20 protein-coding genes are annotated in these 21,151 nt (G+C 38.1%); 15 read left to right on the top strand and 5 right to left on the bottom strand.

Annotation, left to right across the window (positions count from 1 at the left end; translation table 11 throughout):
* Nucleotides 1-7: 7 nt before the first annotated feature.
* Nucleotides 8-199 carry a hypothetical protein gene (locus T323_RS0123600; protein ID WP_026675478.1) on the bottom strand — a complete coding sequence of 64 codons (192 nt, stop codon included), beginning with the start codon at nt 197-199 and terminating at the stop codon, nt 8-10.
* Nucleotides 200-329: 130 nt separating this feature from the next.
* On the opposite strand from T323_RS0123600, the gene T323_RS0123595 reads away from it, so the two are divergent.
* The 10 genes from T323_RS0123595 to T323_RS29050 all read left to right on the top strand — a co-directional run bounded on the left by T323_RS0123595 (nt 330) and on the right by T323_RS29050 (nt 12,316).
* Nucleotides 330-1,502: an acetyl-CoA C-acetyltransferase gene (locus T323_RS0123595; RefSeq protein ID WP_026675477.1), complete on the top strand. Its 1,173-nt coding sequence runs from the start codon at nt 330-332 to the stop codon at nt 1,500-1,502.
* 134 nt (nt 1,503-1,636) lie between these two features.
* A complete protein-coding gene (locus T323_RS0123590; protein WP_026675476.1) occupies nt 1,637-2,263 on the top strand; it encodes a TetR/AcrR family transcriptional regulator in 627 nt (208 codons plus the stop codon).
* 18 nt (nt 2,264-2,281) lie between these two features.
* On the top strand, nt 2,282-3,832 hold the full coding sequence (locus tag T323_RS0123585) for an acyl-CoA carboxylase subunit beta (RefSeq protein WP_026675475.1): 1,551 nt from the start codon (nt 2,282-2,284) through the stop codon (nt 3,830-3,832).
* A 29-nt stretch (nt 3,833-3,861) separates the two neighbouring features.
* Entirely contained in the window at nt 3,862-5,964 is a 2,103-nt protein-coding gene (locus T323_RS0123580) for a methylmalonyl-CoA mutase family protein (RefSeq protein WP_026675474.1), read from the top strand.
* The gene (gene scpA / locus T323_RS0123575) at nt 5,961-8,120 is read left to right on the top strand and encodes a methylmalonyl-CoA mutase (RefSeq protein WP_026675473.1); all 2,160 of its coding nucleotides are present in this window, start codon (nt 5,961-5,963) and stop codon (nt 8,118-8,120) included. Before T323_RS0123580 ends, scpA begins: the two co-directional genes overlap by 4 nt.
* Before the next feature lie 26 nt (nt 8,121-8,146).
* Nucleotides 8,147-9,151 (top strand): methylmalonyl Co-A mutase-associated GTPase MeaB, encoded by a 1,005-nt coding sequence (gene meaB, locus T323_RS27590; RefSeq protein ID WP_035179807.1) that lies wholly within the window; start codon nt 8,147-8,149, stop codon nt 9,149-9,151.
* A gap of 80 nt (nt 9,152-9,231) precedes the next feature.
* A complete protein-coding gene (locus tag T323_RS0123565) occupies nt 9,232-9,732 on the top strand; it encodes a DNA topology modulation protein (protein ID WP_026675472.1) in 501 nt (166 codons plus the stop codon).
* Between the two features lie 99 nt (nt 9,733-9,831).
* On the top strand, nt 9,832-10,878 hold the full coding sequence (locus tag T323_RS27585) for an EAL domain-containing protein (RefSeq protein ID WP_035179805.1): 1,047 nt from the start codon (nt 9,832-9,834) through the stop codon (nt 10,876-10,878).
* Between the two features lie 11 nt (nt 10,879-10,889).
* Nucleotides 10,890-11,657 carry a TatD family hydrolase gene (locus T323_RS0123555; RefSeq protein WP_026675471.1) on the top strand — a complete coding sequence of 256 codons (768 nt, stop codon included), beginning with the start codon at nt 10,890-10,892 and terminating at the stop codon, nt 11,655-11,657.
* Between the two features lie 518 nt (nt 11,658-12,175).
* A complete protein-coding gene (locus tag T323_RS29050) occupies nt 12,176-12,316 on the top strand; it encodes a hypothetical protein (protein WP_156942521.1) in 141 nt (46 codons plus the stop codon).
* 50 nt (nt 12,317-12,366) lie between these two features.
* On the opposite strand, the gene nfsA is transcribed toward T323_RS29050, so the two are convergent.
* Nucleotides 12,367-13,122, bottom strand: a complete 756-nt coding sequence (gene nfsA / locus T323_RS0123540) for an oxygen-insensitive NADPH nitroreductase (protein WP_026675469.1) — start codon at nt 13,120-13,122, stop codon at nt 12,367-12,369.
* 182 nt (nt 13,123-13,304) lie between these two features.
* On the opposite strand from nfsA, the gene T323_RS0123535 reads away from it, so the two are divergent.
* Both T323_RS0123535 and T323_RS0123530 read left to right on the top strand, forming a co-directional pair.
* Complete coding sequence (locus T323_RS0123535) at nt 13,305-13,568, top strand: hypothetical protein (RefSeq protein WP_026675468.1); 264 nt, start codon at nt 13,305-13,307, stop codon at nt 13,566-13,568.
* A 44-nt stretch (nt 13,569-13,612) separates the two neighbouring features.
* The gene (locus T323_RS0123530) at nt 13,613-14,146 is read left to right on the top strand and encodes a GNAT family N-acetyltransferase (protein ID WP_245613762.1); all 534 of its coding nucleotides are present in this window, start codon (nt 13,613-13,615) and stop codon (nt 14,144-14,146) included.
* 65 nt (nt 14,147-14,211) lie between these two features.
* Here the strand turns inward: T323_RS0123530 and T323_RS0123525 are convergent, their stop codons facing one another.
* The 3 genes from T323_RS0123525 to T323_RS0123515 all read right to left on the bottom strand — a co-directional run bounded on the left by T323_RS0123525 (nt 14,212) and on the right by T323_RS0123515 (nt 17,769).
* Nucleotides 14,212-15,969, bottom strand: coding sequence for a B12-binding domain-containing radical SAM protein (locus tag T323_RS0123525; RefSeq protein ID WP_026675466.1), 1,758 nt, complete (start codon nt 15,967-15,969; stop codon nt 14,212-14,214).
* Between the two features lie 104 nt (nt 15,970-16,073).
* Nucleotides 16,074-16,622 (bottom strand): NADPH-dependent FMN reductase, encoded by a 549-nt coding sequence (locus tag T323_RS27580; RefSeq protein WP_051556701.1) that lies wholly within the window; start codon nt 16,620-16,622, stop codon nt 16,074-16,076.
* 169 nt (nt 16,623-16,791) lie between these two features.
* A complete protein-coding gene (locus tag T323_RS0123515; protein WP_035179832.1) occupies nt 16,792-17,769 on the bottom strand; it encodes a S8 family peptidase in 978 nt (325 codons plus the stop codon).
* 580 nt (nt 17,770-18,349) lie between these two features.
* On the opposite strand from T323_RS0123515, the gene T323_RS0123505 reads away from it, so the two are divergent.
* From T323_RS0123505 to T323_RS0123495, 3 genes are read left to right on the top strand one after another with little or no spacing between them, the layout of a single operon-like run.
* The gene (locus T323_RS0123505; RefSeq protein WP_026675464.1) at nt 18,350-19,426 is read left to right on the top strand and encodes a GGDEF domain-containing protein; all 1,077 of its coding nucleotides are present in this window, start codon (nt 18,350-18,352) and stop codon (nt 19,424-19,426) included.
* A gap of 5 nt (nt 19,427-19,431) precedes the next feature.
* Entirely contained in the window at nt 19,432-20,331 is a 900-nt protein-coding gene (locus T323_RS0123500) for a fumarylacetoacetate hydrolase family protein (RefSeq protein ID WP_026675463.1), read from the top strand.
* A 20-nt stretch (nt 20,332-20,351) separates the two neighbouring features.
* Nucleotides 20,352-20,915 carry a GNAT family N-acetyltransferase gene (locus T323_RS0123495; RefSeq protein ID WP_026675462.1) on the top strand — a complete coding sequence of 188 codons (564 nt, stop codon included), beginning with the start codon at nt 20,352-20,354 and terminating at the stop codon, nt 20,913-20,915.
* The last annotated feature ends 236 nt before the right edge of the window (nt 20,916-21,151 follow it).

The following is a 21,151-nucleotide window of genomic DNA, read 5'->3' as shown; positions in this document are numbered from 1 at the left end:
AACGAAGTCATGATGTGACTTCGTTTGTTAAATAGTTATACGCATTGTAATGAATCGCATTTTTCTTAATATACGTCTCATAAATAAGCAAAAGAGCCAGGTTGTCATCGCCGATTTGTTCGGTTACTTCATGAAATGTTTCCTGTAAAAATCGGTCTATTTGAATAAGCTGTTGCATTTTTATAGAATGATAGTCCATTTTCTATTTTCCTTTCTTGTCGTTCGATTTCGTAAGCGTTATCATATTAATAGTAGTATTCGCAAAATTAAAAAAAGGTAAACAGAAAAAGGAAAAATAAAAGACTAGAATTTCTCTATAGGGGGATATGATGGAAAATATTTATATTGTTGAAGGTGCTAGAACAGCCTTTGGGTCGTTTGGAAAGTCGCTTCGTACAAAAACAGCAACAGAGCTAGGAACAATTACTGCAAAAGAGGCACTTAAAAGGTCAGGATATGCTCCTAAAGAGATTGATAATGTTGTGTATGGGAATGTCATTCATAGTCATACGAATGCTGCGTATTTGGCAAGGCATATTGCTCTAACGGCCGAAGTACCAATCGAAACGCCTGCGTTAACGGTAAACCGTCTATGTGGTTCAGGTATGCAAGCGATCGTAAGTGCAGCCCAAAGCATTGCGTTAGGAGAGTCTGAGGTGGCATTAGCGGGTGGTGCTGAAAATATGTCATTATCACCGCATGTTTCGTTCACTAGCCGCTTTGGTGGTGTAAAGTATGGTAGTCTTCAGTTTGCAGATATGTTAACGAGTACATTAACAGATGAACTTGCAGGTTGTGGGATGGGGATTACAGCGGAAAACTTAGCGGCACAGTATGAGATAACGAGAGAAGAACAAGATGATTTTGCATTGTTAAGTCAGGAGCGTGCAAAGAAAGCGGTGGAAAGTCAGCGGTTTGCAAAAGAAATTATTGGTGTTGAAGTCGAAGGTTCCGTAATAGATCAAGACGAACATATTAAACAGACGATAACTAAAGAAAAATTAGCAACATTTTCACCGGCTTTTAAAAAAGAAGGTACCGTAACATCAGGTAATGCAAGTGGGATTAATGACGGGGCAGCGTCTGTTATTGTTGTTCATGAAAACCGTTTATTAGCAACAAACAAGCCATTAGCGAAAATTACGTCATGGGCTGTGGCAGGCGTTGATCCGAAAAAGATGGGAATTGGGCCTGTGCCAGCGATACAACAAGCATTGAAACGAGCGAACTTGACAGTAGGAGATATTGATCTTTTTGAGGTTAATGAAGCATTTGCTGCTCAATATATCGCTGTAGAAAAGGAACTCCAGCTTAACCGAGAGAAAACAAATGTGAATGGGGGGGCGATTGCACTCGGACATCCGGTTGGAGCAAGTGGGACGAGAATCGTTCTTTCCTTAGCTTATGAATTGAAAGCAAGAGGTTTGAAATACGGAGTTGCCAGCTTATGCATTGGGGGCGGCCAAGGAATCGCGCTCGTCATTGAAAATATGAATAGTTAAAATTAAAAAAACAACCGATTTCTAGTGAAGAAGCGGTTGTTTTTCCTTGACAATGTATAAAGCGCTTACATAAAATGAGTATATACAGACTGACTAGTCGGTCACAGATGAAGCCGAGAATAGTAGGTGATGGAATGAAAGAAAAACCAACAAAAGAACGAATTATTGAGGCAGCCCTTTCGCTTTTTGAAGAATGTGGTTATCATGCAGTAACAGTTGATACGATCGTTCAAAAAAGTGAGACATCTAAAGGAGGGTTTTATCACAATTTCAAGTCAAAGGATGAGTTACTTTATACGATCCATGATTCCTTTATCACGTATGTTCTTGATAAAGCAACAGAGGCTTACGAGAAGTATGACAGTCCAGAGGAGCGATTATATGAAACAATAAAATCATTTGTCATGATGTTTGATATGTATCGATCCCATGTCACTGTTTTTTATCAAGAAAGTTTGTATTTATCAGCTGAATACGAAAAAGTTATTAAGGAAAAAAGAGATAAATATAAAAATATGATGATGACGATTGTGAAGGAAGGAATTGAATCAGGTGTTTTTCGAAAAGAAGTGCCTGTAGAAATTATGTCTATGGCGATTTTTGGAATGATTAATTGGACATACAAATGGTATAAAGCAAGTGGGAAATATTCGATTGAGGAAATTTCAATGATGTACGCAGATATTGTCATGCATGCTGTTTTAACAAAACAAGGAATAGACAAAGAAGAGAATGAACGTTTCTTTTTGAAAACGAAGTAAATGGATGAGGTGACTTGAATGGATATGTTTGACAAAATTGAGGAAATGGAAGATAGAAGGGATAAAGTAAAGCTTGGCGGTGGAGATGCTAGAATTGAGGCACAACATGCTAAAGGAAAACAAACAGCAAGAGAGCGGATCGACTTCCTATTAGATGAAGGTTCGTTTGTGGAGTTAAATCCATTTATTGAAAATCGAGGATTAGACTTTGGAATTGGGGAAGCACCTGGAGAAGGAGTTGTCACAGGGTACGGGAAAGTGGAAGGCAAGCTCGTCTTTGTATTTGCACAAGACTTTACGGTATTCGGTGGTGCATTAGGAGAAATGCACGCGTTAAAAATTGCAAAAGTAATGGACTTGGCAGCTGAAAATGGGGCACCTATTATTGGTTTGAATGATTCAGGTGGTGCACGTATTCAAGAAGGCGTATTATCGTTAGATGGATACGGCCATATTTTTTACCGAAATTCAATTTATTCAGGTGTTGTTCCGCAAATATCTGTTATCATGGGCCCTTGTGCAGGGGGAGCTGTATACTCTCCGGCAATTACCGATTTTGTGTTTATGGTTGAAAAAACGAGCCAAATGTTTATTACAGGTCCAAAAGTTATCGAAAGTGTGACAGGTGCAAAAATTAATAGTGAAGATTTAGGAGGAGCAAATGTTCATTCTTCTGTAAGTGGAAATGCTCATTTTACAGCTAGTTCAGAAGAAGAAGTGTTAGAGGAAGTCCGACGACTCATTCGCTATTTACCATCGAATAATGAAGAAAAACCTCCTGTCCAAAAGCCGAAAAATGAAGTGCCACTTGATGAAAGAATTCAAGAATTAATTGATATTGTCCCGGTTGACGGTACGAAAGTATATGATGTTAGAAAAGTCATTACGCAAATCGTAGATGATGGCGATTTCATGGAAGTTCAAGCCGCTTTTGCGAAAAATATTGTTGTTGGGTTTGCGAGAATTAATGGAGATACGGTTGGAATTATCGCGAATAATCCAAAGATGATGGCAGGTGGACTTGATATCAATTCATCTGATAAATGTGCGCGTTTTATTCGTTTCTGTGATTGCTTTAATATCCCTTTAATTACATTTGAAGATGTAAGTGGGTTTATTCCGGGAGTTCAGCAAGAGCATGGTGGCATTATAAGACATGGTGCAAAAATTCTTTATGCGTATTCAGAAGCGACTGTACCGAAAATTACTGTTATTTTACGGAAAGCATTTGGTGGGGCTTATGTCGCATTAAATAGTAAAGCGATAGGTGCTGATTTAGTGTTTGCATGGCCAAATGCAGAAATTGCAGTGATGGGACCTGAAGGAGCTGCCAATATTATTTTCGCAAAAGAAATACGAGAAAGTGAAAATCCAGAAGAAACAAGAGCGGCCAAAATTAAAGAGTATCGAGAACGATATGCAAACCCTTATGTTGCTTCTGCGAATGGAATTGTTGATGATGTCATTGATCCAAGAGATACGAGAAAACGACTAGCTAGCGCATTAGAGATGTTAAGAAATAAAAAGAAAACAAACCCGAAAAAGAAACATGGCAATATTCCACTGTAAAAAATGAATGAGGGAAAGGAAGGTATACGATGGAAGAGAGAAAACAATCGAACCGTTGGGAGTCATTTGCAGAGTTTCCCATACCAACATATGAGCAGTGGAAAACAGTAGCGGAGCAGTCATTAAAAGGAGCAGCGTTTGAAAAGCTCTTAACTGACACATATGAAGGAATTACACTTTCACCGATGTATCAAAAAGATGCGCTTGAAACCCTTGAATATATAGAAAATTGGCCTGGTGAACGCCCTTTTGTTCGAGGAAATGAGAAAAAGACAAAAGTGAAGCGGGCATGGGAAATTAGTCAAGAAATTGATATGGCATCACCAAGGAAATGGAATGAAGTGGCTAAGCATGCTCTTTCAACGGGGCAAACCGAATTAAACATGGTTGTGGACGTTCCAACAAGAAGAGGAGAAAACGGGCGAGGATCAAACCACGCAGGAGACGCGGGATTGTCTGTCTTTTCGAGTGAACATATGGAAGCAGCACTCCAAGGCATTGCAATGGAAGAAGTCCCATTATTCGTTTATTGTGGGGCAACAGTGTTACCTTTGTTAAGTATAATCGGAAGTGCAATAACGAAATCGGGTACACCTCTTCATAAACTAACAGGCTGTATTGGCGCTGACCCGGTCGGGGAATTGCTTGAACAAGGAGAAATTCCGTATACGATGCAGCAATGTTTAAAGCAAATGTCTGATGTTTTAACTTGGTCAAAAGAACATACACCATCTTTACAAACGATACTCGTTCGCGGCGAAGTGTATCATAATGGCGGAGCAAGTGCAGTGGAGGAGTTAGCTTGTACATTGGCGACGGGAGCTTTTTATCTTGCCGAATTGAGCGAACGCGGTCATGATGTTCAGCAAATTGCTTCGTCGATTCGTTTTTCATTTGCTGTCGGTTCTAATTATTTTATGGAAATGGCAAAATTACGGGCTGCCCGTTTATTGTGGTCAAATATTGTTCGCGTTTTTGGTGGGAATGATGAAGCACAAAAAATGTGGATCCACGGAAGAACATCAGCTTGGACAAAAACAAAATATGACCCGTATGTCAATATGTTACGGGGTACTACAGAAGCATTTGCAGCAGCCGTTGGTGGGGCAAATAGTATTCATGTTAGCCAGTTTGATGAAGCATTGGGAAGTTCAACTGAGTTTTCGAGAAGGATTGCTCGCAATACATCGATTATTTTACAGGAAGAATCTCATATCGGAATTACGTCAGACCCTGTTGGCGGTTCTTGGTATGTCGAATCATTAACAAATGAAGTCGGAAAACAAACATGGGCTATTTTTCAACAGATCGAAGCTAAAGGTGGAATATTTTCCGCGACTCAGCAACAGTTTGTTCAAAAGATGATTTCCAAAACAGAACAGAAAAAAATAAAAAACGTGATGATGCGAAAAGATGTCATTGTTGGGACAAATCGATATAGTAATAAAGAAGAAAGAGCAGAGACAAGACATTCAGATAAACAAGCGTATTTATCTGAACATTTAAAAGCGAGTGATCATCTATCTGAACAAAACATCTCTCTATCAGCAGGAACAAGTGTTGTCACGCAATTAATCGAAGCAGCCAAAGCTGGAGCATTACTTTCTGACTTAGCGAAGGCATGTAACAAAGGGACTGCAAAAGAACAAGAGCAAGTCATTAGAATAAAGCCAAATCGAGCGGCAATTCCTTTTGAACGGATTAGAGAAGCTTATGAGGGATGTAAACAGTCTGGAAATGACCCGATTGAATTACCATTTCTTTTATTTGGTTCGGTTGCAAGTCATAAACCTCGTATGGATTTTGCTCAAGAATTTTTTCAAGTAGGAGGGTTTGATATTTCCTTCTATCGAAATGAAGAGTCAACCGAAACAGTCTTGGCAAAAGCGAAGAAAGAAAAGCTTATCGTTTTATGTGGAGCAGATGAGGAATATCGTCAAGAGATTCCAAACTTTATAAGTGACGTAAAGCAACAAATACCTGATTGTCTTGTTTATGTTGTTGGCTTACCAACAGAGGAAGAACAACAACAATTTAAAGAAGCGGGTGTCGACCGATTTATTCATCGAAGAACGAATTGTTATGAGGAACTTTGTTTCCTTCTAGAAAAGAAGGGAGTGACGCTAACATGACAAAGCCTAATTTTTCGGAGTTAAGTTATGAAGAGCTTATTAATCAACCGAAACAGCGAAATACAGAATCAACGACTAACGTCACGTTCTCAACAACAGAGAAAATCGATGTGAAGGACGTGTATACAAAAGCAGATATTGCTCCAATGAAACATTTAAATTATGTCGCAGGGATTGCCCCTTTCTTTCGTGGACCATATCCTGCTATGTATAAAACAAGACCATGGACGATTCGTCAATATGCGGGCTTTTCAACAGCAGAGGAAAGTAATGCATTTTATCGTCGTAATTTAGCTGCAGGACAAAAAGGGTTGTCGATTGCGTTTGATCTCGCAACACATCGGGGATATGATTCTGACCATCCTCGTGTTGTTGGGGATGTTGGGAAAGCAGGAGTGGCAGTTGACTCCATTTTAGATATGAAAATTTTATTTGATGACATTCCATTGAACCAAATGTCCGTATCGATGACAATGAACGGTGCGGTTCTCCCAATTATGGCCTTTTACATTGTAGCGGCAGAAGAGCAAGGTGTCCAACAATCAGAGCTTTCGGGAACGATTCAGAATGATATATTAAAAGAATATATGGTTCGAAATACGTATATTTATCCACCAGAAACATCGATGAGAATTATTGCTGATATTTTTGAGTACACATCGACTTATATGCCGAAGTTCAATAGTATTAGCATTTCCGGCTACCATATGCAAGAAGCAGGTGCGACAGCAGACATTGAGTTAGGCTATACATTAGCAGATGGTTTAGAGTATGTGAAAACAGGCTTGAAAGCAGGAATTGATATCGATAAGTTTGCTCCTAGATTATCTTTTTTCTGGGCGATTGGAATGAATTATTATATGGAAGTGGCTAAAATGAGAGCAGCAAGAATCATTTGGGCCAAACTAATGAAGCAATTTAACCCTAAAAATGAGAAATCGCTTGCATTACGAACACATTCACAAACATCGGGTTGGAGTCTTACTGAACAAGATCCCTTTAATAATGTAACGCGAACATGTATTGAGGCGATGGCAGCGGCTTTAGGTCATACTCAATCATTGCATACAAATGCCCTAGATGAAGCCATTGCACTTCCTACTGATTTTTCAGCTCGCATTGCCAGAAATACACAATTGTATTTACAAGATGAGACAGGTATATGTAATGTGCTTGACCCGTGGGGTGGTTCTTATTATGTGGAATCATTAACAGCCGAACTGATGGAAAAAGCATGGGCTCATATTGAAGAAATTGAACAATTAGGCGGGATGGCAAAAGCGATTGAAACAGGATTGCCAAAAATGCGAATTGAAGAAGCGGCAGCTAGACGACAAGCTCATATCGATTCAGGTAAAGAAACGATTATTGGTGTGAACAAATATCGGCTTGAGCAAGAAGAGCCAATTGACATCTTAAATATTGATAATACAGCGGTTCGTCAAGCCCAAATTGAGCGCTTAAAAAAGCTTCGTACAAATAGAGATGAGCAAAAAGTAAAAGAAACCCTTAACGCTATAACTAACGCAGCTGAAAGCGGAAAAGGCAATTTATTAGCATTAGCGATAGAGGCTGCAAGAGCAAGGGCAAGCTTAGGCGAAATTAGTGATGCGGTAGAACATGTATCAGGTCGACATAAAGCAGTCATTCGTTCGATTAGTGGTGTGTATCGGTCGGAGTTTGGTGAGCAAGAACAAGTTCAAGTCGTCCGTCAGCTTGCTGATGAATTTGCGGAACTTGAAGGTCGTCGCCCACGTATTATGGTCGCGAAAATGGGGCAAGACGGTCATGACCGTGGAGCTAAAGTGATTGCAACAGCGTTCGCTGATTTAGGTTTCGATGTCGATATCGGACCGTTGTTTCAAACACCAGAGGAAGCCGCACTACAAGCTGTGGAAAACGATGTTCATGTCATCGGTGTAAGCTCATTGGCAGCCGGACACAAAACATTACTTCCTCAAGTCGTTGAGCAATTGAAACAGTTAGGACGTGAAGATATAGCGGTCGTCATTGGTGGCGTCATTCCGGCCCAAGATTATGACTACTTACTTGAGCATGGCGCAGCTGCGATTTTCGGTCCGGGAACGGTGATTCCTGTTGCTGCGCAAAAAGTAATCGAAGAAATAAAATATCGGTTAGGATATGAAGACGAATAAACAAAACGGGGAGGGGGCAATCGTTCATGACAAGAAACAACAAACCAAGACGAAAGCAATTAACGGTAGATGATTATGTAGACGGGGTGTTGTCTCAAAACCGAGCGATTGTCGCACAGGCAATTACGTTAGTGGAAAGTCAGTCCCAAAAACATACTGAAATAGCGCAACAAGTGTTAACGAAGCTTTCTCCACATACAGGTCAATCGATTCGGATTGGATTTACAGGTGTTCCTGGTGCAGGGAAAAGTACGTTAATTGAATCGTTTGGGACGATGTTATGTGAACGAGGTCATCGTGTTGCGGTCTTAGCAGTAGACCCTTCAAGTACGCTGACACGTGGAAGTATTTTAGGGGATAAAACAAGAATGGACCAGCTTTCTAGACATCCAAATGGCTATGTGCGTCCCTCGCCCTCAAGTGGAACACTTGGTGGGGTCGCCAGAAAAAGTCGAGAGACGATGTTAATATGTGAAGCGGCAGGATATGATGTTATCATTGTAGAAACAGTTGGTGTTGGGCAAAGTGAGATAACGGTTCGTTCCATGGTTGATTTCTTTTTAGTTATGACATTAACAGGAGCGGGTGATGAGCTCCAAGGTATGAAAAAAGGCATTCTTGAACTCGCAGATGCGATTGTCATTAATAAAGCAGATGGTGCAAATAAACAAGCTGCTCAAATGGTAAAAACAGAGTTTAATCGACTTCTACATTTTCTTCCACAAGTGACAGAAGGTTGGGAAACGAAAGCTTATACTGTTTCGGCTTTAACTCATGAAGGTGTTCCGGAGTTGTGGGAGTTGATTTTAGAGTTTAAGGAAAAAGGTGAAGAAAAAGGCTTTTTTCAAACGAGGAGAACAAATCAGTCAGAAGATTGGGTGAAGGCTTTAATTGAGGAACAACTCATTCAGCGATTTTATCAACATCCGCAAGTAAAAACATTATGGCCACAATTAAAAGAGCAAATGAAAAATGGAGAAACAACTCCAACTGTCGTTGCTACAACATTACTTGATGAATATAACCAATAGGCAATATAGGGTGTTTGAAGAGGACGATCTTTTCAGACATCCTTTTTATTGCAGATTAGTTAAATAAGGAGGGGATTCATTTGAAAAAAGTAGCAGTTATTGGTTCTGCTGGATCAGGAAAATCCACTTTTGCTAGAAAACTAGCAAAGCGGCTCAATGCAGATGTAATCCATTTAGATACGTTATTTTGGAAACCGGGTTGGGTCGAATCATCGATGGAAGAGCTTCAGGTGAAGCAAGAGCCTTATTTGCAACGTGAGCGCTGGGTCATAGAAGGAAACTACAGTCGAACATGGCACCGTCGTTTTGAAGAAGCTGATACAATTATTTTCCTTGATATGCCAAGATATCTTTGCATGTATCGTGTAATAAAGCGGTATGTAACGTACAAAAATAAAACGAGACCTGATATGTCTGAAGGGTGTCCAGAAAAACTAGATTTTGAGTTCTTAAAATTTGTATGGCATTACCCGAAGGAAAGAAGAAAAAAAGCATTAGATGTGATTGCTCTATACTCGAGTTCTAAACAAACAATGGTTTTTCGAAAGCGAAAAGAAATCAACCAGTTTCTATGTAGCTAGCTAGAAGAGTGAATAGTATTATTTTCCTCTTTATCTTGCTTTAATTAGTGTGTTTTTCAACGTATAATAAGTGGTATGGTTCTAAAAGAGGGGGAGCAAATGACTAGTTGCGATTATTGTACACAGTTACCAGACATAGAGGAAAAAGGGAGATTATTCCTTTACTATAAAGGAGAAGAATCGATTGCGATAGAAAATCAATTGAAAATAATGAATCGAGAATTTTCGGTGGATAACTCCATATTTTGTATCGATTATCAATCAATCGAGGATGTGCTGACATTCCTTACACAAATGCATGAGCTGTTGCCAATGCAAGAGCAATCTAAAATATACGGAACCTGGTCAAATAAAACAAACCGTCGTTTTTCAAAGATGGTTTCTTTCTCTGAATTGCTTACTCGAATTAACCATATTGATTTTGTAACGGTTATTAATCATCGTTTGTTTACTCAACATTTGCAGCCGATTATTTCACTAGAAAATGACGAAATTTATGGATATGAGTTTTTACTTCGACAAACAAATGACGACTTTCCTTTTCAACCTGGAAAACTATTTTCCTTTTCTCAGCAAGCAGGATTACAATCAATGCTAGATAGCCAAGCACGTATTTCTTCGATTGAAATTAGTTCGTCTTTGCTAGAAACCGGTCAAAAACGATTTATTAATTTTTTACCGTCGTCGATTTACGACCCGAATCATTGTTTGAAAAGTACATTTAAAGCGGTAGAGCAGTTTCATGTAGATCCGAGTGATTTAGTTTTTGAAGTGGTCGAAACTGAGAAAATAGAAAATATTGCTCATTTAAAGACTATTTTTCAAGTGTACCAAGCGCACGGTATCCATGTTGCATTAGATGACTTAGGCTCTGGTTATGCAACGGTAGAAGTGTTACAAGAGTTAAAACCAGATTTTGCGAAGATTGATCGTCATTTAATAGACCACTGTGATGAAGATAAGAATAAACAAGGGAAAATAAAGCAAATCATTGAAATTGCCTCAGCATACGATATTACGCTTCTTGCAGAAGGCATTGAGAGAAAAGAAGAGCTAGAATATTGCAAAGATGTCGGCATTTCTTTAGCGCAAGGCTTCTACATTGGAAAACCTAATCCAAAACCGATTAAGGAGTTATTCTTGTAAGGAGGAATTTGGTGTTTGATACTCATATACATCTTGACCAATATGATTGGTCAAAGCTATCCACTCTAATCGCTCATTGGCAAGAACAAGGAATTCAACACGTAATGGCGGTGTCAACGAATCTATCTTCTTCCTATCGAACATTAGAATTGCATCATCGTTTTCCAGAATTCGTTTTTCCGGCTTTAGGATATCACCCAGAACAATCCCCAATTGGCGAACAAGAAAAACGAGAGTTAATTTCTCTTATTAAAAAGGAGCATCAACAGATTGCAGCGGTTGGTGAGGTGGGTCTGCCCCATTATACAAAAGAAAAACTATCAGCTTCTCAACTCGAATTAGTAGAAGAGCATTTTATCGAGTGGGTTGAACTTGCAAATGAAGTAGGTCTTCCGTTAAACATTCATGCTGTTCATGATTCAACCGAAAAAGCACTTGAGTTAGTAGGGAAGTTTCCGAATCAGCGAGCACATTTTCATTGGCTAAAAGCACCCTTTGAAATCAGGCAGAAGGTAATCAAGAGCGGGTGCTTCATTTCTGTTACCCCAGAAGTTTGTTATCGAACACGGGATCAACAGCTAGTAAAGGAAGTCCCACTAACACAGTTACTCGTTGAAACAGATGGACCATGGCCTTTTGATGGACCTTTTAAAGGGAAACAAACGACACCATTGCTTGTAAAGGAAATTGTCAAAACTTTAGCACGGATTAAAGGGCTTAGCAAAGCAGAAGTGGAGAAACAAACATTAGAAAACGCGTATCGGTTATATAAAAGATAAGAGGGTAGGGATAGGTGCGTTGTTCGTTGTCATCTAATGGACATCTGTTCCGGTATTTTAACGAAAAGTACAGTTTCTGAGAAGCTATTGGACATTGGTTCCGTTAAACGTGAGAAATCAAGTGATTTTGCTATAGATTTGACTAAACTAGCGGAACAGATGTCCGTTAACATAAAAAAAGAGATGTTTTTTTATGAAATAGCGGAATCTATGTCCGTAACGTTAAGTGAGAAGCCTAATGGAGTTCCATTAGGCTTCTATTCATTATATAAGAAACTAGAAAAATTTTGGTATAGCACTGAAGCTTTGAAAGCCTATTCTAGATGAACAAAGGCTCCGCACTTCGCTTGAGACGAAAAGAAGTTCACGCGTTTTTCTTTAACGGAGGGCATTTGAATTGTGTGTTATAGGGTTCTATAGGACAAAACAAGAGTGAAATCGGTGAGAAGTGTCCAATAAGAAGGTTCTATCGGCTATGTTTGTTTATGTGTCATGAAAGGGAAAAGAGATGTTTTGATGTGGTAAGAGATGTTGGTTTAATGAACGGTGGTGACCCGCTGACACCACCAATGCTTTCCTGTGAAACTTGTGGAGGAGAATTGTATCCTGAGTATTATAAAGGGGTACATGGAGTAGAGTACAGGCTTTCAGATTTGTAGAAAACAAAAAAGGACTGAGTGAGGTGGTTTTCCTCACTCAGTTTTTCTTATTATGATCGATTCATATTGTTACAAGTGAATTTTTGTTTTAGTAACATATCCCCAATTTGTCCATAATATGGTTTCCTATAAAAAGCGGCTATACGTTCAGACCAATTGCTGTTATTTTCACCATCTGTCCGGGCGGAAGTATAGTCTGACATCATTTGGTCATATGTATCTAATTTTTCTTTTTGTAAAGCCGCATTGTATTTTTCTTCTTGATAGACAATTTCCTTTGGTAACCTCGGCTTTTGTTCAGGATTTTCATTTGCATAACCGATACATAGACCAGAAATCGGAATGACGTATTCAGGAAGATCGAGAAGTTCAATAACTTCAAGGGGATTTTTACGGATTCCTCCGATTGGAACAATGCCTAGCCCGAGTGATTCCGCTGCAGCAATCGCATTCCCCATTGCAAGACCGACGTCAGTAGCACCGACAAGTAATGAATCGACATCGTCTGTGACGGCCAACGGTACTTGTTGTTTTTCACTTGCAAGCTTTGCTCGATAAAAGTCAGCACAAAAAACAAAAAAGACAGGCGCTTCTTTAACAGCTATTTGATTGCCGACTAGTTCGGCAAGTTTTTCTTTCCGAGTCTCATCTTCAATGGCAATAATGGAAACTTGTTGACCGTGAATCCAAGATGGGGCAGCTTGAGCTGCTTCGACTATCATATGTAAATCTTCTTTTTTGACCGGTTTATTTTCATACCGACGGATGGAGCGATGGTTTACTAATGTTTGAATCGTTTCATTCAAAAGAAATCCCCTCTTTTCCTTAAAGTGTACGATATCATCATACGTTGTGGATGAGAGCGTTGCAAATATGCTGATTTGAAATGTAAAAAATAGACGATATACCACACTCAATTGGATATATATGTTAACATACAAACGTGAAAACTTTATTCGGTTTACTTTTGTTAAGGAGGTAAAATAAGGTGGAATTATTCATGTTGATCGTGTCGTTGATTTGTATACTTACGGCGTTTGTCATCATCGTTAAAAAAAGAAAAAAACTAACTAATAAAGGTGGAGTAAAAAGCTGGATAACACCAGTATGTTTTTTTCTAATACCACTACTAACTATAATGGCTTACACGTTCGATTTCATTTTATTTTCTGGCTTCGTTCATTGGGGAATGAATGTAGTTCTGTTCGTGATTGCAGCCTATTATACAAAATTCCTTCCTGTTCCAGAGTGATTTTCTTATCATAGCATCACGGAAAAGGGGGGAGGTTACTAATCGTGCTAACATTTAAAAAACTAAACAAAGAGCTAGATGAACTCGTTAATTTTTACGTGACGAACAGTTGGACATTTCACGCTTCTCCTACAGTGTCTAAAACAGAAATCATTAATCGCTATCATTGTGGATGGTATGAAGAAGAGAAGGAAACATATTGGATTAAGGAAAACAGAAAGAATATCGGGTTACTCATAATAAGTGACATTTCCGATACAATTCCATTGCTATTTGATATTCGTTTATCAAATGATGCACGGGGAAAAGGATATGGAGAACAGGCCGTTAAGTGGGCTGTCAACCATGTATTTACACATTCAAACGAAAAAATTAGGATTGAGGCTTATACTCGTCATGATAATTATGCGATGAGAAAAGTATTTTCAAAATGTAATTTTCAAAAAGAAGGGTACTTACGAAAGGCTTGGGAAAATGCTGACGGGTCCGTTGAGGATTCACTCGTGTATGCTATCATAAGAACAGACTGGGAACGAGGAACAAAGACGGCAATAAAGATGAACGATGTCCCGTTTTAATCTATAAAAAAGGTGAGATTTCTTGTGCAAGGCACAAAAAGTCTCACCTGTATTATGCGCTTACGCTACGAAATAAGTAACGCGTTTTGTTTACATGAAAAGGACTGAACCTTTTGTTGTTTCGGATCAAAATGAAAGATAAGCAAAGTGTTTTGTTCTTCAAGTTGACCTTGTTCTACAAACTTAGGAACATTGTATGGAACAATTTCAATCATCGTATGTTTATGCAGTTCTTTTTCCGAAAGCTGTAAGTTAGCAAATGTTGTGGAGACAACGGTAGGCTGATCGGCAAGATGTTTTAAAATAGATGATTGTTGTTGTTTATCTAGCGAAAATGGCCACCACGTTTTTCGTGGCTTATGTTTATGATTCATGAAAAAGTCGTACTTCATTAATGTTTCAACGATTTTCATTTGCTCGATATTGCGTGATTGTAAAAATTGATGGAGCCGAGTAAATAAGTCTTCTAACTGATGTCCGATTTTTGCCCAGCCTTTTTCATCCCAAAAATCACCAAACTGTTGAAAAAAGTCAAATGGCGACTCAAATACGGTTGTGACTAGATATTCAATCGTATGGTCCATACGATGAGCATTCCAATATTTTTCTAATACATCTTCCACTCGTTTAATTCGTACGATATCACTAAAAGGAAGGATATTATTTCCTAGGATTTCATATGGGGAATGGTCCATATAAATATAGCGGTGGTCATCGGCACGAAGGCGTAATCCAGTACCACGTAACATTTTTAGAAACCCTAATTGCAGTTCTTCTGGACGAAGAGCGAACACATCGTTGAATGTATTGCGGAATGAATCATAGTCTTCCTCAGGTAGTCCCGCAATTAAGTCAAGATGCTGGTCTATTTTTCCGCCTTCTTTCACCATTGTTACTGTTCGTTTTAGTTTTTCGAAATTTTGTTTCCGTTTCACTAATTCATTTGTTGCATCATTTGTAGACTGAACCCCAATTTCAAAACGGAAAACCCCTTTTGGAGCGTGCTCATTAAGAAAATCTAACACTTCAGGCCGCATAATGTCAGCTGTAATTTCAAATTGAAACACACATCCATTATGATTGTCGATTAAAAATTGGAAAATTTCCATTGCGTAATCTCGTTTAATATTAAACGTACGGTCGACAAATTTAATAAGCTTAGCTCCATTGTGAATTAAGAATAATAAGTCTGACTTTACTTTTGCCATATCAAAATAGCGAACCCCGACTTCAATGGAAGATAAGCAAAATTGACAGCTAAATGGACAGCCACGACTCGTTTCAAAATAAGTGACCCGTTTGCCTAAGGCAGGGAGATCTTCTGCAAAACGATATGGTGAAGGCAACTCTTCAAGATTTAATTTTGGACGAGGAGGATTCATAATGACCTCATCCTCTTTCCGATAAGCGAGACCAAACACCATATGATATTTTTTTGTTGTTTGCAGTTCTGTTAGAAGATGTTTAAATGTTTCTTCCCCTTCACCAACAATAATAAAGTCAACATTTGTTAGTCGAGATAACCAGTAGTTTGTGTCATAGCTTACTTCTGGCCCACCTAAAACAATGGTGATTTCAGGCTTTACTTTTTTTATCATCTCGATCACTTTAATGGTCTCTTCAATATTCCATATATAACAACTAAACCCGATAACATCAGGGTTTCTGTTAAATAAATCTGAAACGATGTTCATGACAGGATCGTTAATTGTATATTCGACGATATCTACAGAAAAGTCTGGTTCTGCATAGGCTTTTAAATAACGGAGTGCCAAGCATGTATGGATATATTTTGCATTTAACGTTGTAACAACAATGTTCATCGGACATACCTCAATTCTAAAAAGGAAAAATTACTTCTAGTATCATACCATATCTTTTGCTCTAAAGAACATTAGGTAATTTTTCCACTCTACCTTTAAAAAAATCAATGATGCTTTGATTTATTTTTCAGTTCAGTTATAAATGTGGACGCTACCGTTTTGAGGCGTTCTTCTAATTTTTTATCTTGAAGAGTTCCATCTGGAGCAAAAGCATCATAGGCTGCTGGAATGGTTGGACTTTGCGGAAGTGCCCAAGCGTGTAAGTTTCGACAAATTTGATGAAGGGTGTTAATCGTATTTGTCGCACCTAGCTCACTTCCCGCAGTCGTCAAAATTGTAACGAGTTTCCCTTTCATTTCTCTAGCGCCTAAATAATCAAGGGCATTTTTCAAAACGCCAGAAACACTTCCATGATATTCAGGAGAAGCTAATATAACGCCATCAGCTTCAGCTATTTTTTTAGTAAAGGAATGGACAATAGGGGGATGCTCTTCTTTTGTAAGATTGGCATCAAAAAGGGGGAGAGACACTTCGGCAAAGTGAATCATCTCCGTTTCGATCCCTTCGTCTTCTATTATTTTGGTCATGTTTTCAACTGCTTTTCTTGTCGTTGAATTTTTCTTTGTACTTCCAATAATTGCTACTACTTTCATTCTGTCACCTCTCCTTGTTGAACGTATTTATTCTTATTTTACCATTCACACACTAGAAAAAAAGAATAACGCTCTTTTAAGAGAATCATATTATCCAATATGACCAAAATGAGAATTATCTATGCAAAAAGGGTGTCCAAAAGAATAATCTTTATGAACACCCCTATTATTATATTGAAAGCTTTTCTGCTTCATCCTGTATTTGATGACCTAAACTAGTAGAAAGCTTTAAAATGCCATTCCCTTGTAATGTTCGTCTATACTGTAATGATACTGTTCGCTTTATAAGTTGTGCATAAAGCTCGGGCTCAGTAATGGTTCGCTCAAATTCTTGTTCAAATTGCTCAATGAGTAAAGCACATGCACCAGATACATGTGGTGTGGCCATTGATGTCCCTGAGAGGACTGCAAATTCATTGTTTAAATAAGTGGAAAGGATGTCTTCGCCAGGTGCAACAAGGTCAAGTTCACAATTTGAATTACTAAAGCGCGACATTTCTTCTTGTAACGAGACAGAACCAACTTGAACAACTTCTGGAAAAGCTCCAGGATAAGCATACTCATTTGTTCGATCGTCACCGTCTCCATCATTTCCACTTGCACAAACAACAAGTATGTTAGAAGCAATTGCTTCTTTAATCGCTTCGTGCATTTGTAAATCAGGAATTTTGCCACCAAGAGACATATTGATGATTCGGACGCGTTCTCCATTTGGCCCGACCCAATTTTTCGCAAAATGTATCCCATCTGTTATCCATTGTGATTCAGCATACCCTTGTTTGGCTAACACTTTCACAACTAACACTTTGGTAAATGGGGCAACTCCGATAATACCGGCATTGTTTTTTTCTGCACATATTGTCCCACATACATGGGTGCCATGGCCATTGTAATCTTCATAAATATCAGAGGCGAAATTGTCATCTGAAGTGAAGTTATAGCCATCTATGATTCGATGTTTCAATTCCGGATGACTCGTATGACACCCTGTATCAAGAACAGCAACAACAACATCTTTTCCGTAATACCCTTGCTCCCACATGGAAGGGGCTTCAATTAATTCAATGCCAGGGGGAATTCGTTTTGTTTCATGGACAACCGTTTTTATCGTATAAGGAATAAGGTGAAATGCGCTCATCATATTCATCCTTTCTGTCAAAAAAGTGACATATATTCCTATCCTTTTATGAAATTTTTTGTGTTTTAAAAAAAATTAGTCTTTTTTATTTTTATTTATATTATAATGAATCTGTAAGCAATTAAAATCCTTTAGGCGATTTCTTTAGAGGAATCGTCCTTTCTTTTTGTTTTGTTCTTAAGTTTTCGACTGTTAATTAATCCGAGTGTAAAAGTGGAAAAGAGCGACGACAAAAGGACAAGGACTTTCAATGTTTGCTCTAGCCACTGAAACACAATGCTCACCCCCTTTCGAAAACAAAAAAATCCTAAGACAGTGAAGACAACTGCTAGGACGAGTAGTGGGATGATATGGTAAGGATAATTATGGAATATATGTCAACATGATTGTACCATGGGCTATAAAACCAAACAACAATATTTTGAATATTCATTCAAATTAACTATCAATACTTGTTCTATATAATCAATTTTTCATATCATTTTTATGATTATGCTAGTCATTTATTAGCTATTTTTTCATTATATTGAATTTATTAACCGAACACGTGTACCAAAAGGCATGTAAACTGGAAAGCAGGAGAGTCGTTATGATTGTTATCATGAAAGAAATGGTGACAAATGCAGCAATTATTGCTTCATTTGTATTTGTCATTGGTTATATATATCGGGCAAAGCGGATTTCCGTTCGTTCTCCTATGAAAATGAAACTAGTTATCGGAATGTGCTCTGGTTTTTTAGGATTTTTATTAATCTTTTATGGGTTTCAAATACAAGAGACAATTATTGATATGAGATATATTGCTGTTATGATTGCTGCATACACAACAGGGTTACTTCCAGCATTACTAGCGGGCACGATTATAGCGATAGGACGATTACTTGTTCATGGCGTTACAGTATCCTCAATAACAGCTGTTGTAACCATTATAATTCTTGCCTTTGGAACAGGAATAATCGGTCAGCGCTATCAGATGCAAAAATTTTCTTGGACTGCTATGACAGCCTTTGCATTACTTGTTGGAAATGGAACATTGTATTTTTTATTAAAAGATATGAATATCCTTTTAATCTTCAATGTTATTTTTTTACTCTCTTCTATTTTTGTAAAAATTTGTGTGAATTATGTTCGTGAGGCTAATGATGTTTATCGTAAAATGATAAGATTATCAGTAGAAGACCATGTAACAGGTTTGTTAAATCGAAGAGGTTTTTTTCAAGAAATGAAGAAAGTATTGGAGAAGGTAGAAGCAAATGAGTCTTCCTCTGTTTCGTTTATTATTGCGGACATTGATTATTTTAAAAAAGTTAATGATACATACGGTCATTCTGTTGGAGATATTGTTTTAGAAGAAGTAGGAAAAATGATAAAAGAAAGTATGTCAAAAACAGATGTTGTTGCTAGAATCGGTGGTGAAGAGTTTGGTCTACTAGTCTCTACTAGTTCTCAAGAAGAAGCGCTAATGATTGCTGAGAAAGTACGTGAAAAAGTAGAACACTATGAGTTTTGTGCTGATGGTACAATATTTACAGTCACACTTTCACTAGGAGTAGCAATGTATGAGCCTTCCTTGGATGAAGCTAAACTATTCCGATTAGCTGACCAAGCTTTATATGAAGCAAAAGCAATGGGAAGAAACAATGTACAAATAGCAAACAAGGAGTGATGAAAATGAGATTTGTAACCTTTATTAAAGATGATGTGGAAACCGTTGGGGTTTATGAAAATAAACAAATCATTGATATTCAACAAGCAGCTTCTGCAATGGGACTATCTCATCGTTTTCCAAATACATTGGTTGATTGTATACAAGACAATTCTTTTGTTGATAGAGTAGAAAAGGTGTTAACTTGGGTAACAAACACAAAAGGGAAAGAGGTTGTGTATGAATGGGATGATCCGAATATTACGGTTATTGCGCCAATTCCTAGACCTCGAAAAAATATATTTTGTATCGGGAAAAATTATGCCGCTCATGCGATTGAAATGGGAAGTGAAGCCGATATCCCTAAAGATCCAATTGTGTTCTCTAAGGCACCAACAACGGTTATAGGTCCAGACGCAAAGATCTATCATCATCAAACCGTAACATCAGAACTAGATTACGAAGGTGAAATTGCTATTGTGATCGGGAAAAAAGGCAGAGGGATCGGAAAAGAAGAGGCATATGATTATATTTTTGGCTATACATTACTTAACGATGTAACGGCTCGTGATTTACAACGAAAACATAAACAATATTTACTAGGAAAAAGCTTAGACACGACATGTCCAATGGGACCTTGGATTACGCATACATGTCAAGTGGAAAAAGGAGTTCATTTCCATCTTGAAACGAAAGTGAACGGCGAAGTGAGGCAGTCAGCTTCAACAGAGCAATTTATATTTGACATCCCAACGATTATCGAAACGATTTCTCAAGGAATCACACTTGAACCAGGTGATATTATTGCAACAGGAACACCAGCGGGAGTAGGTAATGGGTTTTCTCCACCGAAGTTTTTACAATCTGGGGATGTTATTGAAATATCAGTAAAAGAATTAGGCGTGTTACGAAACCAAGTTGAATAATGGAGGAGAGGAGCAATGTTATGGAATCCAACGATTTTCCCTCACTTGAAACAGAACGATTGCATTTAAGAAAAATTACTAAAGAAGATGCGACGAGTATGTTTACCTATTTATCGGATGCTGAAGTGATGCAGTATTATGGCTTAGCACCATTTCGATCGATAGAGGAAGTGTATGATGAGATTGATTGGTACGATTCGTTATGGAAAGAGAACAAAGGAATTCGTTGGGGGATTACACTGAAAGATGAAGGCAAAGTTATTGGAAGTTGTGGTTTTCATAATAAAGTTAACCGCCATTTTCGGACTGAAATCGGATTTGAATTAACGAAAGAAAAATGGCAAAAAGGAATTGCAGCAGAAGCGTTGAAACCGATTCTTTTATACGGATTTACCGAGTGGGAATTACAGCGAGTTGAAGCGTTAATCGAACCAGCAAATATAGCTTCACAACGTCTAGTCGAAAAAATAGGCTTTCAACAAGAAGGTTTGTTACGAAGTTATGAATATGTTTGTGGTCAATTTGATGATTTATTTATGTACTCATTATTAAGGCATGAGTTTACATCAATAAAGAGAGCGTAAAGGAAAAAGGGTCATTCTCGATTGGAGAATGACTCTTATCTCAACATATTAAGAAAGCACATAAAAATTTTGGTATAGCAGTGATACTTTGAAAGCTAAAGAAAAGACGCTCCGCGTTTTTCTTTAGCTTTTTATATTTATTATGAAACGAACACGTCAAACTTCGTTGCAATATAGCCGTTGTTATTAATACAGTGATGAAGGACAAAACAAGGAGAAAACGAAGCGAAAGTGTC

This window comes from Alkalihalobacillus bogoriensis ATCC BAA-922 (assembly GCF_000621445.1).
Lineage (GTDB): Bacteria > Bacillota > Bacilli > Bacillales > Bacillaceae_F > Bacillus_AO > Bacillus_AO bogoriense.
Note: the sequence above shows the minus strand (reverse complement) of the source record. Positions and strands in the feature narration are given on the sequence as shown.

Excerpts from the sequence above, each read along its gene's own strand:
- T323_RS0123595 (WP_026675477.1), top strand. The coding sequence starts at position 330 with ATGGAAAATATTTATATTGTTGAAGGTGCTAGAACAGCCTTTGGGTCG.
- meaB (WP_035179807.1), top strand. The coding sequence starts at position 8,147 with ATGACAAGAAACAACAAACCAAGACGAAAGCAATTAACGGTAGATGAT.
- T323_RS27585 (WP_035179805.1), top strand. The coding sequence starts at position 9,832 with ATGACTAGTTGCGATTATTGTACACAGTTACCAGACATAGAGGAAAAA.
- T323_RS0123500 (WP_026675463.1), top strand. The coding sequence starts at position 19,432 with ATGAGATTTGTAACCTTTATTAAAGATGATGTGGAAACCGTTGGGGTT.
- T323_RS0123600 (WP_026675478.1), bottom strand. The coding sequence starts at position 199 with ATGGACTATCATTCTATAAAAATGCAACAGCTTATTCAAATAGACCGA.
- T323_RS0123515 (WP_035179832.1), bottom strand. The coding sequence starts at position 17,769 with ATGAATATGATGAGCGCATTTCACCTTATTCCTTATACGATAAAAACG.
- T323_RS0123525 (WP_026675466.1), bottom strand. The coding sequence starts at position 15,969 with ATGAACATTGTTGTTACAACGTTAAATGCAAAATATATCCATACATGC.
- T323_RS0123590 (WP_026675476.1), top strand. The coding sequence starts at position 1,637 with ATGAAAGAAAAACCAACAAAAGAACGAATTATTGAGGCAGCCCTTTCG.
- T323_RS0123495 (WP_026675462.1), top strand. The coding sequence starts at position 20,352 with ATGGAATCCAACGATTTTCCCTCACTTGAAACAGAACGATTGCATTTA.
- T323_RS0123585 (WP_026675475.1), top strand. The coding sequence starts at position 2,282 with ATGGATATGTTTGACAAAATTGAGGAAATGGAAGATAGAAGGGATAAA.
- T323_RS27580 (WP_051556701.1), bottom strand. The coding sequence starts at position 16,622 with ATGAAAGTAGTAGCAATTATTGGAAGTACAAAGAAAAATTCAACGACA.
- T323_RS0123580 (WP_026675474.1), top strand. The coding sequence starts at position 3,862 with ATGGAAGAGAGAAAACAATCGAACCGTTGGGAGTCATTTGCAGAGTTT.
- scpA (WP_026675473.1), top strand. The coding sequence starts at position 5,961 with ATGACAAAGCCTAATTTTTCGGAGTTAAGTTATGAAGAGCTTATTAAT.
- T323_RS0123505 (WP_026675464.1), top strand. The coding sequence starts at position 18,350 with ATGATTGTTATCATGAAAGAAATGGTGACAAATGCAGCAATTATTGCT.